The following is a 13,887-nucleotide window of genomic DNA, read 5'->3' on the forward strand; positions in this document are numbered from 1 at the left end:
GTCCGCTCCCGTCCCTGCCCCCCGGGAGCGGTTCATCCTCCTGGGGGACTGTGCTCACGGTCGGTGACGACGACGATGGGACGGATGCGGGTCGGCCCCTGAGCCCGCGTCGACGGCAGCACGGCGCTGCCACCCATCGGACGGACGGTGACCGTGGAGCAGGACCGCAGCGCGGCGTTGCTGGTGCGTGTGTGGCTGGAGGACGGCGTCGACTCCTTCCGCGCGCGGCTGACGGCCGTGGGGACCTCCGGCGCCGCCGATCCGGACGCCGGCGTGACGGTGGCCGTGGCCGCGTCCCCCGGTGAGGTCGTCGATGCGGTGCGGAACTGGTTGCAGGCCTTCGTCGGTGACGCACCGCAAGCGGATTGACAGCGGAGAGCGGCTGCCGAGACCATTTCTCCGCGGCGACTCCGTCCCCACGGGTCCCGGCGAGAGGACCGAGGGGCGCCGGCTGAGGTGATGCCCCGTGGACCGAGGTCAGGGAACACGCGTGGCGCTGCTGGACGGCTTCGCGCTCCAGGTGACCGGCGCCGGGGTCGGCGCGGCGGCCGACGAGCTGCCGCGCGGCGCCCAGCGCCTCATCGCCCACCTGGGCCTGTGCGGTCGCCCGGCCCGCGGCGCCATCGCCGGGCAGCTGTGGCCCGACGTCCCGGAGGACCACGCCCACGGCAGCCTGCGGTCGGCCCTGTGGCGGGTGCAGAAGGCCGTGCCCGGGCTGGTCGACGTCTCCGGGGGCGCGCTGGCGCTGGCTCCCGGCGTCCGGGTCGACGTCCGCGAGTTCACCCAGTGGGCCGAGCGCGTGCTGCACCCGGGTACCGGGGTGGAGGACGTCGCGGCGCCGGCGGTCGCCCTGCGGGGCGAGCTGCTGCCGGGCTGGTACGACGACTGGGTGCTGCTCGAGCGCGAGCGGCTGCGCCAGCTGCGGATGCACGCGCTGGAGGTGCTGGCCGACAAGCTGGCCGTCGCCCGGCGCTACGGCGAGGCGGTGCAGGCCGCGTACGCCGCCGTCCGCACCGAGCCGCTGCGGGAGAGCGCGCACCGCGCCGTGATGCGGGTGCACCTCGCCGAGGGCAACCTCGCCGAGGCGGTACGGGCCTACGAGTCCTTCCGGACGCTGCTCGCCGACGAACTGGGCGTGGCGCCGACCGGCCAGATGACCCAGCTGCTGCTGCGCGCCCGTGGAGGCACGGTGCCGTACGAGCTGCGTCGTCCGGCGGAGCAGGTGGGTCGTGCCCACAGCGCCGACCCGGTGACCGCTGAGGTGCGCGCGGGCCGGTCCGGGGGACGCACGTAGGGTCGGGTGCCATGCCGAACACCACGCCGGGAGGCGTGTCCGCGAGGACGGTCCGGGACCTCTCCCTCCCCGGGCGGGCGGTCGCCGCGCTGACCCGTGCGGGCGTCACCAGCATCGAGGACCTGGCGGTCCTCACCCGGCGGGAGCTGGCCGCGGTCCCCGGCCTGGGGCCCGGCCTGATCGCCGCCATCCGGCTCGTGGTCCCGGAACCGGCGCCCGGCCCGCCCCGGCCGGACCCCGCCGGGACGAGCCGGCCGGACGCCGGCGGCGCAGCGGCCCGCCGGGTGCCCCCGCCGGCCGAGCAGGAGTCGCCGGCCGCGCCGGCGATCCCGTCGTTCGCCTCGCTGCGGTCCCCGGGCGGCCGGACGCCGGTCGACGTGCTGTTCCCGGACCCGGTCCCCGCCCCGGCCGAGCCTGCTCCGGCCGCGCCTCCGCCGCCCGACGCCGCAGCCGCGCCCCGGCCCGCGGACTACGGGGACCTGCTGCGGATCGGCCGGCACCTGGCCCGCGCCGCGGTGGGCGTCCCGGGCCGGGTGGCGCGGTGGTCGGTGCGGCAGCCGGTCCGCTGCCTGGGCCGGCTCCTCGGCGGCGGCCCGGGCAGCGACCGGGGCTGACCGCCGCCGCGAGGTCGGTGCCCGGCCCGGTCGTTGTTACCGCGCCGCGCGGTGGGGTAGGCGGGAGTGGACGGGGCCCGAGGCGAGGGCTGCGTCACTCCGACGAGGGTGAGACGGACATGCGCAACACCGACAACCACTACGTCGCGCAGGCGGTGCACGACCTGGGGTCCGCACTGTGGTTCGGCGGCACCGTCATGGGCGTCGCCGGCGTCAACAAGTCCGGCAGCGACCTGACCCAGGGGATCGACCGGATCCGGGTGGCCAGCGCGGCCTGGGGGCGCTTCGCCCCGGCCCAGTGGGCCGGGGTCGGCGCCACCCTGCTCGCCGGCCTGCAGCTGACCCGGGTCGGAGGCCGGCGCATCGCGCTGCAGCAGGGGTTCGGGACGGTCGGCGCGCTCAAGGCGGGGCTGGCCGTGGCCGGTGCCGGCGCGACCGGCTACGCCGCCTACTGCGGGAGCCGGATCGGCGCGCTGGCCGAGGAGGCCCACGCGAAGGGCACGCCGGTGGAGACCAAGGACGCCACGATCCCGACCGCCGCCACGCCGCCGGAGATCGCCGCGTGGCAGCGCCGCCAGCGGGTGACCCAGTTCGTGGTCCCCGTCCTGGCCGGGGCGAACATCGTGTGCAACTCCTGGCTGGTGCAGTCCTACCGGGCCGGGTCGACCGCCCGGGGCGTGCTCGGGCGGCTGCTGCCCGGCTGAGCCGGACCGGGCGCGGCAGCCGGTCCCCGTCCCGCCGGGAGCCGGCTGCCGGGCCGCCGCACCTCGCGCTCCGCCGGGCGACGGGCCACGATCGGCGGGTGGACCCCGACGGGCGGCTGCGAGAGCTGCGGATCGACCTACCGGCCCCGATGGCGCCCGGTGGCAACTACGTCCCGGCCATGGCCGCCGGGGACCTGCTGTTCCTGTCCGGCGCGGGCCCGGTCCGCCCGGACGGCAGCCTGGTGACCGGCAAGGTCGGGGACGGCGGGCTGGACCTGGACACCGCCCGGGAGGCGGCCCGGCTCACCGGCCTGCAGCTGCTCGCCACGCTGCGGGCCGAGCTCGGCGACCTCGGCCGGGTGGTCCAGGTGGTCAAGCTGTTCGGGATGGTGAACTGCCGTCCCGGCTTCAGCTCCACCCCCGCCGTCGTGGACGGCTGCTCGGACCTGCTCGTCGAGGTCCTCGGCGACCGCGGCCGGGGCGCCCGCTCCGCGGTCGGCCTGGCCGAGCTGCCCTTCGACATCGCCGTCGAGATCGAGGCCGTCGTCCGGGTGGCGCCCGCGTCGCCTCCGGCCGCCGGCTGACCCACCACCACACCGACCGGGAGGCCCCGTGCTGCTGGAGAAGATGACCTCCGCCGAGATCGAGGCGGCGCTCGCCGAGGGACGGCGCGACGTCGTCGTCCCGTGCGGTGCCGTCGAGCAGCACGGCCGCCACCTGCCGCTGGACGTGGACGCCGTGCACGCCGAGCGGCTGGGCCAGGAGGTGGCCGCCCGGCTGGGGACGGCGCTGGTGGCCCCGACCATCCGGGTGGGCATCTCCCCGCACCACATGGCCTTCCCGGGCACGATCAGCCTGCAGCCGGCCACCTTCGAGGCCGTCTACGCCGACTACTGCCGGAGCCTGGCCGCGCACGGCTTCCGCACCATCCTGTGCTTCTCCGGGCACGGCGGGAACTTCGCCCCGCTGGCCGAGATGGAGCAGCGGCTGGACGAGCTGGTCGGCCCGGACTGCCGGGTGGTCGTCTTCGCCGACCTGCGCGGCCTCATCGAGGTGTGGCGGTCGGCCGTGGCGGACGCGGGCGGCGACCCGGGCTCCGTCGGCGGCCACGCCGACGTCGCCGAGTCCTCGGTCTACGAGCACCTCCGGCCCGGCGAGGTGCGGGCCGACCAGCTCGCCCGCGGCTACACCGGCCCGGTGGACGACGCGGTGCTCGACCGGCTGTTCACCGGTGGGATCAAGGCGCTGTCGGAGACCGGGGTGATGGGCGACCCGCACGGGTTCTCCGGCGCCATCGGCGAGGTCTGCGTGCAGCGGGTCGCCGATCTGATCGCCGCGTTCTTCGCCGAGCGGATGGCGGCCGGCCGCCGGCGGTCCTGACCGTGGCCCGCCCGGGGCGGCCCGCCGCGGACGGCCGGCTGGAGAGCCGGCCGGGTCCGGCGTCCGCTCCGCCGTACCCGCCCGGTGCCCACCCGGTGGACCTCGGTCCCGGCGCGGAGGCGGTGCTCGCCGTCGCGCCCGGACCACCCGGGCCCCGGCCGCTGCTGGTGTTCCTGCACGGCGCCGGCGGATCGGCGGCGGACAGCCTGACCCGGGTCGGTCGGCTCGCCGGTGAGCACGGCGTGCACGTGCTGGCGCCCACCTCGGCCGCGGCCACCTGGGACCTGCTGACCGGTGGCCTGGGCCGCGACGTCGCCGCCCTCGACGCGGCGCTGGCGGCGGTGTACGCCCGGCAGGAGGTCACCCGGACGGCGATCGGCGGCTTCTCCGACGGCGGGTCCTACGCGCTGAGCCTGGGCATCGCCAACGGCGACCTGTTCGACGCCGTCCTCGCGTTCTCCCCGGGCTTCATCGCCCCGCCCGGCCGGCAGGGCGCTCCGCGGGTGTGGGTGTCCCACGGCACCGAGGACCGGGTGCTGCCGGTGGACCGGTGCGGACGCCGCGTGGTGCGCGAGCTGGAGACCGCCGGGTACCAGGTCGGCTACGACGAGTTCGCCGGCGGCCACGAGGTGCCGGCCCGGGCGGTGACCGCCGCCCTGGACTGGTGGCTCACCGGCCCGTAGGTGCGGCCCGGTCCGTTCACCAGCGGCCGCCGGCCCTGCCGCTCTGCTCCGGCCCGCCGTCGGCCGGCCGCAGCAGCACGGCCTCGTCCGGCCCAAGCACGAACCCGCGCACGGAGGAGCCGGCGGACCCCGCCGCCCGGTCGGGGTCGGTGGACAGCAGCACCTCGGCGGGCCCGCCGGGCAGGTCGTCCCCGGTCAGCTCTCTCGGCCCGGACGTGAAGTTGACCGCGGCGAGCAGCCGTCCGGTCTCGTCGGAGCGCACCCAGGCCAGCACCCCCGGCCCGCCGTCGACCACCTGCTGCCCGCCGGACTGCAGGACCGGGGAGGCGGCCCGGAGCGCGCCCAGCCGGCGGACCAGCGACAGCGTCGACCGGGGGTCGCCGGCCTGGCGCTCCACGCACAGCCGCTCGGCGTCGGCTCCGACCGGCAGCCACGGGTCCCCGGTCGTGAAGCCGGCACCCGGGCCGGCGACCGACGGCGGGCGCCAGGGCAGCGGGGCCCGCTCGGGGTCCCGGCCGTCGACGTCGACGACCCGGTCGGGCGGGATGGAGGCATCGGGCAGGCCCAGCTCGTCGCCCTGGTAGAGGAACGGCGTGCCGCGCAGCGCGGTGAGCAGCAGGGCGGCGGCCCGCGCGCGGGCCGGCCCCGAGCCGCCCTCGTCGTACCGCGTGGCGATCCGTGAGTGGTCGTGGTTGCCGAGGAACCACGCCGGCCAGACGTCCGGCCCGGTCAGCGCGGTGAACCGGTCGATCACCCCGCGGAAGGCGCCGGCGTCCCAGGGCAGGTGCAGGAAGACGAAGTTGTGCGCCAGGTGCAGCTGGTCGCCGTCCCCGAGGTAGGCGGCCACCCGCTCCAGGTCCAGCAGGTACACCTCGCCGACGACCATCCGGTCCGGGTACTCGTCCACCACCCGACGGATGCCGCGCAGCCGGTCGTGCGCGGTCTCCCAGTCCTGGTCGCGCCGGCGGGCCGCGCCCGCGTTGCTGCGCAGCAGCGGGTCCTTGGCCAGCCGCTGCAGCGCGTCGATCCGCAGGCCGTCCACGCCCCGGTCCAGCCAGAACCGGACGACGTCGTGCATCGCCGCCTCGACCTCGGGGTTCTCCCAGTTCAGGTCGGGTTGCTGCGGGGTGTAGGAGTGCAGGTACCACTGGCCGGTGGCCGGGTCGTGGCTCCACGCCGGTCCCACGGCGGCGAACTCCGACCGCCAGTCGTTCGGCGGCCCGCCGTCCGGGGCGCCGTCCCGCCAGACGTACCAGTCCCGCTTCGGGTCGTCCCGGCCCGACCGGGAGGCGAGGAACCACGGGTGCTGGTCGGAGCTGTGGTTGGGCACCCAGTCCAGCAGCACCCGGATCCCGCGGGCGTGGCAGTCGGCGATCAGCCCGTCCAGGTCGCCGAGGGTGCCGAACAGCGGGTCGACGTCGCAGAAGTCGGCCACGTCGTACCCGAAGTCGGCCATCGGCGAGGGGAACACCGGGGACAGCCACACGGCCGCCACGCCCAGGTCGGCGAGGTGGTCCAGGTGCGCCCGGATGCCCGCGAGGTCGCCGACCCCGTCGCCGTCCCCGTCGGCGAACGACCGCGGGTAGACCTGGTAGACGGCGCCGCGCTGCCACCACGGGGGCGTTGCCACGGCCGGGCGCCTAGGCCCGGGCCGGCGACGCGGCGGCCTGGTCGAGCAGCCGCCCGACCGCGGCGGAGCGGGAGAGCGCCACCGGCCGCCCCGCCATGCGGGCGGCGTCGAGGTGGTCGACCAGGAACTCGAGGCCGGGCGCCGACAGCGAGGTCACCGAGCCGGCGTCGATGCCGTCGACCCGGGCCGGCTCCAGGCCGTAGCGCCGTCGGAACGACTCGACGGCGGCGCCGTCGACCTCGCCGGCCAGGCACAGCACCGGCCCGCCCGCGGTGTTGAGCAGCCGGACGACGCCGCGTGCAGCGGGTCCCGAGGACGCCGGGGAGGTCACCGCCCCAGTGTGCCGTCGCACCGGCCAGGCCGCTGCGGGCGGGTGTGCCGCGGGCGGGTGTGCGGCGGAGCGGGCCGGGGCACGGGGGAGGGGTGAGCGGTGCAGGCGCGGGGCTCCGGGTGGCCGTCCTCGGCGGCGGGGTCCTCGGCGTCTCCACCGCGGCGCACCTGGCCCGGCGCGGCGCCCGGGTCACCCTGCTCACCGAGGCCGGCCTGGCCAGCGGCGCGTCCGGCCGCTCGCTGTCCTGGCTCAACTCCTCCGGGCAGCGCTCGCCGGAGTACCACCGGCTCCGCATGGTCGGCCTGCAGCGCTACCGGGACCTCGCCGCCACGGGGCACCCCCACCTGCGGTTCGACGGCGGGCTCAGCTGGGCCGCGCCCGGGGACGCCGGGGGACACCGGGCGGCGTTCGAGCACATGCGGCGCGTGGGCTACCCGGCGGAGTGGCTGCGTCCCGACGAGGTGCCCGACCGCGCGCCGGGGGTGGACCGGGCCGCCGTCCCCGAGGACGGCGCCGTCCTCGCCCCCGGCGAGGGCTGGGTCGACCTGCCGTCCCTGGTCGGCACCCTGGCCGCCGAGGTCGCGGCCGCCGGCGGCGCGGTGCGCACCGGCGCCGGGCGCTGCGAGGTCGTCGTGGACGGCGGCACCGTGACCGGCGTGCGCACCGGCCCGGGCGACGTGCTGCCCGTGGACGCGGCCGTGCTGGCCACCGGCGCGGCCGTGCCCGGGGCCGTCGCCCGGCTGGGGTTCGAGCTGCCCGAGGCGACCCCGGTCGCGCTGCTGGTCCGCACCCGGCCGGTCCGCTCCCGGCCGCAGGTGGTGCTCAACACCCCGCGGGTGTCCCTGCGCCCGGCGCCCGGCGGCTCGATCGTGCTGGACTCGGGCTGGTCGGAGCGGGAGGTCGTCGTCCGGGAGGACGGGACGTACCGGGTCCGTCCGTCCACGGTGCAGGGGCTGCTCCGCGAGGCCTCGGCGGTCCTGGAGGGGAACCCGGTGCTGACCGTGGAGTCCTGCGGCGTGGGTCCCAAGCCGGTCCCCGGGGACGGCGCCCCGGTGCTGGGGGCGCTGCCCGGGGTGGCCGGCTGCTCGGTGGCCTTCTCGCACAGCGGGGCGACGCTCGGGCTGGTCGCCGGGGAGCTGCTGGCCGGGCAGGTGCTCACCGGGGAGGTCGACCCCCTGCTCGCGCCGTTCGGGCCGGGCCGCTTCCCCCAGCCGGCCCCGACCGGCTGAGCCGGCCGGGTCACTCCTCGCCCGGGTAGGGCGGGGCGCTGTCGGCCACCACCGCCCCGCGCCGGCCCAGCGGCTGGTCGGGACCGACGGTGGAGTCCCGGACGGTCTGGCGCTCGGTCTCCGCGTTGACCGCCGCCCCGACGATGACCAGGAAGACGGTGATCCACAGCCAGAACATGCTGATCGCCACGCCGGCCAGCGAGCCGTACGTGCTCTGGTAGCTGCCCAGGTTCGTCACGTAGGCGAACAGCCCGATCGAGGTCGCCAGCCACAGCAGCGTCGCCACGGCCGCGCCCCCGGTCACCCACCGCCACCGGGCCTGCCGGCGGTCCGGCGCGAACCGGTACAGCACGGACAGCACCAGGGCCATCAGCAGGGCCAGCGCCACCCAGCTCGCCACCGGCGCCACGGCCCGCACCGCCCCGGGCGCGCGGGCCAGCACCCGGGAGACCAGCCCCGCCCCGGCGAGGACGGCGCCCAGCAGGACCGCCCCGCCGAGCACGAACACCAGCGCCAGGCCGGTGCGCCGCCAGAAGCCCCGGGTCTCCTGCTCGTGGTAGGCCAGCGTCAGCCCGTCGATCAGGTAGGTCATGGCGGTGGTCGCGGTGTAGAGCGCCGCCGCGAGCCCGGTCAGCCCGCGCCAGGTGAGCACCTGCGCCGAGGCGGCCGTGATCGTGGTCAGCTGGTCGGCGACGATCGCCTCCAGGTCCGGAGGCAGCATCCCGGCCACGCCGGACAGCTGCTCCAGCGCCTGGGCGGGGGTGTTGACCGCCCCGTAGACCGAGATCGCCGTCACCAGCACCGGGGCGATGGACAGCACGGCGAAGAAGGCGACCGCCGCGCTCTGCACCATCAGCCGGTCGGTGAGCACGTGCCGGCCGACCCGCCGCAGCACCTGGCGCCACCCGTGGGCCGGGATGCCACGCGGGGAGCCCGCGTCGCTCGCCGGGGCAGCGCGGTCCCGTGCCGCCACCCCGGTGGAGGAGCCGGTGGGGGCCCCGTCGTCCGCCATGGCACATCCCACCGCGCGGGGGCGTCCCCCGCAATCCTGCGCGCGCTCGTCCCCGCGGCCAGGCGCGGCCCAGGGGACGGACCAGGGTCGGACCAGGGACGGATCCGGGTGTTCCCCGATGGTCCCGGGACCCGGGTGCCCGCCAGGCTCGTGCCATGACCACACCAGCGTTCCCCGCGCCCCTGCCCCTCGAGTCCCCGGCCGGCCGGCCGGCCGCCGTCCAGCCGGGCCGGCCCTCCACCCCGCCGCTGCGCCGCAGCAGCACCGACCGGATGGTCGGCGGCGTCTGCGGCGGCCTCGCCGAGCACACCGGCGTCGACGCGCTGCTGTGGCGGATCGGCTTCGTCGCCCTCGCCGTCGCCGGCGGCTCCGGCGTCCTGGTCTACCTGGCGCTCTGGGTGCTCATGCCGCCCGCGCCCCGTGCGCCGCACGAGCCGGTGAGCACTGCCGAGCGGCTGGCGGAGCAGGCGCACGACGCGGTCGCCGACGCGGTCGGGACCCGGCGGCAGGGCTGACCGCGACGCCGGCCGGTCAGGGCAGGCGGTCGACGTCCCCGGGGGAGAGGTCCGGTCGCAGCCGCAGGTAGCGCAGCGGGTGCCGGAACACCCCGGCGGACAGCGCGGAGTCCGCGCTCACCTCGGCCACCACGGTGGGCGCGACGCGGGTCAGCGGCACCGACAGCCGGCCGCCGCCGAAGCGGCCGGTGCCCACCCGCTCGGGCCAGGGGTGGTCGGCACCGGCCGGCGTGAGGGCCGCGGCCACCTCGGCGGACTGCCGCGGGTCCAGCGGGCTGGTCCGCCCGACGAGCACCAGCTCCGGCCCCCGGTACCGGCCGGCGACCAGCTGCTGCGGCGCGCCGATCGGGCCGATGACCCCGCCGACCACCACCTCGGTCGTCTCCCGCGACTTCACCTTCAGCCAGTCCCGCCGGCCCGGGGTGTAGCGGCCCGCTGCGCCCTTGACCACCAGCCCCTCCACCCCGGCCGGCCGGTAGGCCGCCGCCCAGGCCGCCGCCTCCTCCGGGTCCGCGGTCACCGGGGACAGCTGCATCGGCGGCTTCCAGCCGCCGGCCAACTGCTCGAGGGCGGCCCGCCGCCGGGTGAACGGGGCGCCGCGTAGGTCCTCCCCGCGCAGGGCCAGGACGTCGAAGGCCACGTAGGACGCCGGATGGGCGGCGACGAGCGCGGCGATCCGGCCTGTCGCGGTGACCATCCGCCGCTGCAGCAGCGAGAACTCCAGCCGGTCGCCGGACCAGACCACGACCTCGCCGTCGAGCACCGTCCCCGCCGGGACCTGCGCGCGGGCGGCCGCCACCACGTCGGGGAACCGCGCGGACAGGTCCCGCCCCTGCCGGGACCACACCCGGGTGCCGCCGGCAGCGCGCACCACCACCAGGCGGAACCCGTCCCACTTGGGCTCGTACCGGCAGCCACCCGGCAGCGCGGAGGCGGCGGGGACCCGCTCCACCGCCTTGGTCAGCGCCACCCCGACCGGACCGGACAGCTCCGGGGGCAGGTCGGGGAGGGCGGGCGACCTCCCGGCGGGCAGCGGCACCGGGACAGCATGGCGGAACGACCCGACCCGGTGCCCGCCGGACGCCGCCCTCCTCACCAGGCCGGAGGAGGGCGGAGCCGCCCCGCGGCGCGGGTCAGCCGGTGCCGGTGAACCGCCGGGCGAGGAACGCCGCCAGCGCCGGGTACCGCCGGGGGGCCAGCCGGACGACCAGGTCCGCGACCTTCGCGTCGGTGCCGACCCGGATCCGCGGCTCGCCGGCCTCGACGCCGTCCACGATGATCCGCGCGGCCTGCTCGGCGGGCATCCGGAGCAGCTTCTCGTTGTAGGTGTCGGTCCGCGCCTGCAGCTCCGGCGTCACCTCCCGGCCCCGCGCCCGGGCGTCCTCGAGGGCCGCGGTCGCGATGTTGGTCCGGACGCCGCCGGGGTGGACCACGCTGACCAGCACGGGGGCGCCGGCGGCCAGCATCTCGCCGCGCAGCGTCTCGGTGAACCCGCGGACGCCGAACTTGCTGGTGCAGTAGGCACTGAGACCCGGTTGCGCCAGGTAGCCGTTGAGGCTGGAGACGTTGACCACGTGCCCGTCGCCGGAGGCGACCAGGTGGGGCAGGAACGCCCTGGTGCCGTGCAGGACGCCGAAGAGGTTGACCGAGAGCACCCGTTCGTAGTCCGCCCAGTCCGAGTCGAGCACCGTGCCGCCGCCGGCCACGCCGGCGTTGTTGTAGACCTGGTGGACGACGCCGAAGTGCCCGGCCACCGCGGTCGCGTGCTCCTCGACCGCCTTCCGGTCGCTGACGTCGACCCGGGCCGCCAGCACCTCGGCGCCCAGGGCCCGGACCCGCGCCGCGGTCGCGGCCAGCCCGTCGTCGTCGACGTCGGAGACGGCGAGCCGGGCGCCGCGGCGGGCGAGCTCGAGGGCGAGCTGCCGGCCGATGCCGGAAGCGGCGCCGGTGACGACGGCGACCTTGCCGCGGACGCTGCTCATCGGGGGTCTCCTGTGCCGGTCGGTGCCCCGGTGGCCGGGGCGAGGTCCGTGCTGCGGGCGAGGTCGGTGGTGAGCTCGACCAGGCGGTCCAGGACGCCGGGCGCCAGGTGGTGCCCCATGCCGGCGATCTCGACGTGCCGGGCGCCCGGGACGGCGTCGGCGGTGGCCCGGCCGCCGCTGGGGTGCACCATCCGGTCGGTGTCCCCGTGCACGACGAGCGTGGGTGCGGTGATCCGGCGCAGCTCCTCGGTGCGGTCCCCGGACGCCTGGATGGCACCGATCTGCCGGGCCACCCCGGCCGGCCCCCGCAGGCCCTCGCCGCGGTCCCAGACGGCGGTGGCCCAGGCCCGCTCGAGGGACTCGTCGGGGGCGAAGGTGGCCGACCCGATGTGCCGCAGCATCGACAGGTGCCGGTCCACCGACTCCTCGACGGTGCGGGCCGGGCGCCTGCCCAGCCGGGCGATCGTCGACCGCGCGGGCTGCCCGACGCCCCGGTGCCCGGTGGTGGAGAAGATCGAGGTGAGGCTGGCGACCCGGTCCGGGTGCCGGGCGGCCAGCGTCTGGGAGATCATCCCGCCCATCGACATGCCGACCAGGTGCACCCGCTCGATCCCGAGGTGCTCCAGCAGCCCGAAGCCGTCGGCGGCCATGTCGGCCAGGTCGTAGGCGTCGGGACGGGGACGGGCGAGCAGCCGGCGGAGGGTGCCCGGCGGCCGGACCGGCATCCGGCTGGACCGGCCGACGTCGCGGTTGTCGAACCGGACCACCCGGAAACCGCGGTCGGCGAACCCGTCGACCATCCGCTGCGGCCAGGAGGTGAGGTCCAGGCCCAGGCCGGCGACGAGCAGCAGCGGCGCCCCGTCCGGCGGCCCGGAGACGCGGGAGCAGATGCGGGGGCCGGCCGGCAGGTCGACGAACAGGTCCTCGTCGGGCGCGCTCATGCCGTCGCCGCCGTTGCTGCGGTGGGGGACGCGGACGGCGTCCCGGCGCGGGAGAAGTGCAGCTCCGGGTCGACGACGCTGCCGGCGCGCAGCAGCGCGACGTCGGCGGAATAGCTCATCGACGTCCGCCACGGCGCCCGGTCGCCCTGCCGGGGCAGCAGCGCGACGGCGCGCTGGACGTAGCCGGCACCGAAGTCCAGGAGCGGCCGGGTGGGCATCGCCGGGTCGGCGACCTCCGGGCGGCAGATGTCGTACCCGTGCGCGTCCATGTGGGCGAGCAGGCGGCAGAAGTGCTCGCAGAGCAGGCCGACCTTCAGCGTCCAGGAGCTGTTGGTGTAGCCGATGGCGTAGGCGAAGTTCGGCACCCCGGACAGCATCATGCCCTTGTAGGCGACCGTCGCTGCCAGGTCCACCGGCCGGCCGTCGACGGTGAGCGCCATGCCCCCGAAGGCCTGCACGTTCAGGCCGGTGGCGGTGACGACGACGTCGGCGGTGAGCTCCCGGCCGGACTCGAGCAGGACGCCGTCCTCGGTGAAGCTGACGATCCGGTCGGTGACGACGGAGGCCCCGCCGGTGCGGATGGCGCGGAACAGGTCGCCGTCGGGGACGGCGCACAGCCGCTGCGTCCACGGGTCGTAGGGCGGGTTGAAGTGCTCGTCCACCGGATAGCCCGCGGGGAGCTGCCTGGTGTTGACCCAGCGGATGAGGCGGCGCGCGGTCCGGGGGAAGCGCATGCAGAACTGCCAGATTGCCGTCCCCGTGGCGATGTTCTTGCGCCGGGTGAGCGCGTACCCGCGCTCCTCGCCCAGCAGCGCCCGGAGCCGGTTGGCCAGCGCGTCGTGCCGGGGCACCGGGAGCACGTAGGAGGGGGTGCGCTGGAGCATCGTCACGTGCGCCGCGGTCCCGGCCAGGGCGGGCACCAGGGTCACCGCGGTGGCCCCGCTGCCGATGACCAGCACCCGCTTGCCGGTGGTGTCGAGGTCCTCCGGCCAGGCCTGCGGGTGCACCACCGGGCCCCGGAAGCGCTCGCGGCCCTCGAAGTGCGGGGTGTACCCCTCGTCGTAGCGGTAGTAGCCGGCGCCGGCGAACAGCCAGCCGGCGGTGAGCTGCAGCCGCTCCCCGGTGTCGGTCCGCTCGACGTCGACGGTCCAGCGGGCCTGCTCGCTGGACCAGGCGGCGGCCACCAGCCGGTGGTGGTACCGGATGTGCGGGTCCAGGCCGTTCTCAGTGGCGGTCTCCCGCAGGTAGGCGAGGATCCGCGGCGCGGAGGCGATGGACTCCTCGTCGCGCCAGGGCTTGAACTCGTACCCGAAGGTGTGCAGGTCGGAGTCCGAGCGGATGCCCGGGTAGCGGAACAGGTCCCACGTCCCGCCGGAGGCGGCCCGGGCCTCCAGGACGGCGAAGGTCCTGCCCGGGTGCTCGGTGCGGAGGTAGCGGCCGGCGCCGATGCCGGAGATGCCGGCACCCACGATCAGCACGTCCAGGTGCTCGACCGGCGTCTGCGTTCGGGTCATGGACAGCGTCCCCTCTCGGGCCACCCGTGTGGCTCCTCCTGACCATGCGTGGCCGCGG

Annotated in this window: 16 protein-coding genes; 9 read left to right on the forward strand and 7 right to left on the reverse strand. The window is 77.0% G+C overall.

Going from position 1 to position 13,887, the window contains the following annotated elements; translation table 11 throughout:
• Nucleotides 1–147: 147 nt before the first annotated feature.
• From ACWIX6_RS10980 to ACWIX6_RS11010, 7 genes are all read left to right on the forward strand, one after another.
• The gene (locus tag ACWIX6_RS10980; protein WP_448616889.1) at nucleotides 148–369 is read left to right on the forward strand and encodes a hypothetical protein; all 222 of its coding nucleotides are present in this window, start codon (nucleotides 148–150) and stop codon (nucleotides 367–369) included.
• 121 nt (nucleotides 370–490) lie between these two features.
• Nucleotides 491–1,294: an AfsR/SARP family transcriptional regulator gene (locus ACWIX6_RS10985; RefSeq protein WP_448616890.1), complete on the forward strand. Its 804-nt coding sequence runs from the start codon at nucleotides 491–493 to the stop codon at nucleotides 1,292–1,294.
• Between the two features lie 11 nt (nucleotides 1,295–1,305).
• Complete coding sequence (locus tag ACWIX6_RS10990) at nucleotides 1,306–1,908, forward strand: DNA-directed RNA polymerase subunit alpha C-terminal domain-containing protein (RefSeq protein ID WP_448616891.1); 603 nt, start codon at nucleotides 1,306–1,308, stop codon at nucleotides 1,906–1,908.
• Between the two features lie 119 nt (nucleotides 1,909–2,027).
• Complete coding sequence (locus tag ACWIX6_RS10995) at nucleotides 2,028–2,612, forward strand: hypothetical protein (protein WP_448616892.1); 585 nt, start codon at nucleotides 2,028–2,030, stop codon at nucleotides 2,610–2,612.
• Nucleotides 2,613–2,710: 98 nt separating this feature from the next.
• On the forward strand, nucleotides 2,711–3,196 hold the full coding sequence (locus tag ACWIX6_RS11000; protein ID WP_448616893.1) for a RidA family protein: 486 nt from the start codon (nucleotides 2,711–2,713) through the stop codon (nucleotides 3,194–3,196).
• Between the two features lie 28 nt (nucleotides 3,197–3,224).
• Nucleotides 3,225–3,992, forward strand: a complete 768-nt coding sequence (locus ACWIX6_RS11005; RefSeq protein ID WP_448616894.1) for a creatininase family protein — start codon at nucleotides 3,225–3,227, stop codon at nucleotides 3,990–3,992.
• Nucleotides 3,993–3,994: 2 nt separating this feature from the next.
• On the forward strand, nucleotides 3,995–4,675 hold the full coding sequence (locus ACWIX6_RS11010) for an alpha/beta hydrolase (protein ID WP_448616895.1): 681 nt from the start codon (nucleotides 3,995–3,997) through the stop codon (nucleotides 4,673–4,675).
• Between the two features lie 16 nt (nucleotides 4,676–4,691).
• Here ACWIX6_RS11010 and ACWIX6_RS11015 read toward each other — a convergent pair whose 3' ends face one another.
• Both ACWIX6_RS11015 and ACWIX6_RS11020 read right to left on the reverse strand, forming a co-directional pair.
• Complete coding sequence (locus ACWIX6_RS11015; protein WP_448616896.1) at nucleotides 4,692–6,305, reverse strand: alpha-amylase family glycosyl hydrolase; 1,614 nt, start codon at nucleotides 6,303–6,305, stop codon at nucleotides 4,692–4,694.
• A 10-nt stretch (nucleotides 6,306–6,315) separates the two neighbouring features.
• The gene (locus tag ACWIX6_RS11020; protein ID WP_448616897.1) at nucleotides 6,316–6,636 is read right to left on the reverse strand and encodes a hypothetical protein; all 321 of its coding nucleotides are present in this window, start codon (nucleotides 6,634–6,636) and stop codon (nucleotides 6,316–6,318) included.
• Nucleotides 6,637–6,728: 92 nt separating this feature from the next.
• Here ACWIX6_RS11020 and ACWIX6_RS11025 point away from each other — a divergent pair, with 92 nt between their 5' ends.
• Nucleotides 6,729–7,865 (forward strand): NAD(P)/FAD-dependent oxidoreductase, encoded by a 1,137-nt coding sequence (locus ACWIX6_RS11025; protein WP_448616898.1) that lies wholly within the window; start codon nucleotides 6,729–6,731, stop codon nucleotides 7,863–7,865.
• 10 nt (nucleotides 7,866–7,875) lie between these two features.
• On the opposite strand, the gene ACWIX6_RS11030 is transcribed toward ACWIX6_RS11025, so the two are convergent.
• Nucleotides 7,876–8,877 carry a YihY/virulence factor BrkB family protein gene (locus ACWIX6_RS11030; RefSeq protein ID WP_448616899.1) on the reverse strand — a complete coding sequence of 334 codons (1,002 nt, stop codon included), beginning with the start codon at nucleotides 8,875–8,877 and terminating at the stop codon, nucleotides 7,876–7,878.
• A 155-nt stretch (nucleotides 8,878–9,032) separates the two neighbouring features.
• Here ACWIX6_RS11030 and ACWIX6_RS11035 point away from each other — a divergent pair, with 155 nt between their 5' ends.
• Nucleotides 9,033–9,392 carry a PspC domain-containing protein gene (locus tag ACWIX6_RS11035; RefSeq protein WP_448616900.1) on the forward strand — a complete coding sequence of 120 codons (360 nt, stop codon included), beginning with the start codon at nucleotides 9,033–9,035 and terminating at the stop codon, nucleotides 9,390–9,392.
• A 16-nt stretch (nucleotides 9,393–9,408) separates the two neighbouring features.
• Here ACWIX6_RS11035 and ACWIX6_RS11040 read toward each other — a convergent pair whose 3' ends face one another.
• The 4 genes from ACWIX6_RS11040 to ACWIX6_RS11055 form a co-directional block, all read right to left on the reverse strand.
• A complete protein-coding gene (locus ACWIX6_RS11040; RefSeq protein WP_448616901.1) occupies nucleotides 9,409–10,431 on the reverse strand; it encodes an ATP-dependent DNA ligase in 1,023 nt (340 codons plus the stop codon).
• Between the two features lie 94 nt (nucleotides 10,432–10,525).
• On the reverse strand, nucleotides 10,526–11,374 hold the full coding sequence (locus ACWIX6_RS11045; RefSeq protein WP_448616902.1) for an SDR family NAD(P)-dependent oxidoreductase: 849 nt from the start codon (nucleotides 11,372–11,374) through the stop codon (nucleotides 10,526–10,528).
• Nucleotides 11,371–12,315: an alpha/beta fold hydrolase gene (locus ACWIX6_RS11050; RefSeq protein WP_448616903.1), complete on the reverse strand. Its 945-nt coding sequence runs from the start codon at nucleotides 12,313–12,315 to the stop codon at nucleotides 11,371–11,373. Before ACWIX6_RS11050 ends, ACWIX6_RS11045 begins: the two co-directional genes overlap by 4 nt.
• The gene (locus ACWIX6_RS11055) at nucleotides 12,312–13,829 is read right to left on the reverse strand and encodes a flavin-containing monooxygenase (RefSeq protein WP_448616904.1); all 1,518 of its coding nucleotides are present in this window, start codon (nucleotides 13,827–13,829) and stop codon (nucleotides 12,312–12,314) included. The genes ACWIX6_RS11050 and ACWIX6_RS11055 overlap by 4 nt, the downstream gene beginning before the upstream one ends.
• Nucleotides 13,830–13,887 lie beyond the last annotated feature (58 nt).

Source organism: Modestobacter sp. URMC 112 (assembly GCF_053502575.1).

What these genes read in the sequence shown, in the direction of transcription:
- ACWIX6_RS10990 (WP_448616891.1), top strand. Translation starts at nt 1,306, where the DNA reads ATGCCGAACACCACGCCGGGAGGCGTGTCCGCGAGGACGGTCCGGGAC.
- ACWIX6_RS10995 (WP_448616892.1), top strand. Translation starts at nt 2,028, where the DNA reads ATGCGCAACACCGACAACCACTACGTCGCGCAGGCGGTGCACGACCTG.
- ACWIX6_RS11030 (WP_448616899.1), bottom strand. Translation starts at nt 8,877, where the DNA reads ATGGCGGACGACGGGGCCCCCACCGGCTCCTCCACCGGGGTGGCGGCA.
- ACWIX6_RS11035 (WP_448616900.1), top strand. Translation starts at nt 9,033, where the DNA reads ATGACCACACCAGCGTTCCCCGCGCCCCTGCCCCTCGAGTCCCCGGCC.
- ACWIX6_RS11045 (WP_448616902.1), bottom strand. Translation starts at nt 11,374, where the DNA reads ATGAGCAGCGTCCGCGGCAAGGTCGCCGTCGTCACCGGCGCCGCTTCC.
- ACWIX6_RS11050 (WP_448616903.1), bottom strand. Translation starts at nt 12,315, where the DNA reads ATGAGCGCGCCCGACGAGGACCTGTTCGTCGACCTGCCGGCCGGCCCC.
- ACWIX6_RS11055 (WP_448616904.1), bottom strand. Translation starts at nt 13,829, where the DNA reads ATGACCCGAACGCAGACGCCGGTCGAGCACCTGGACGTGCTGATCGTG.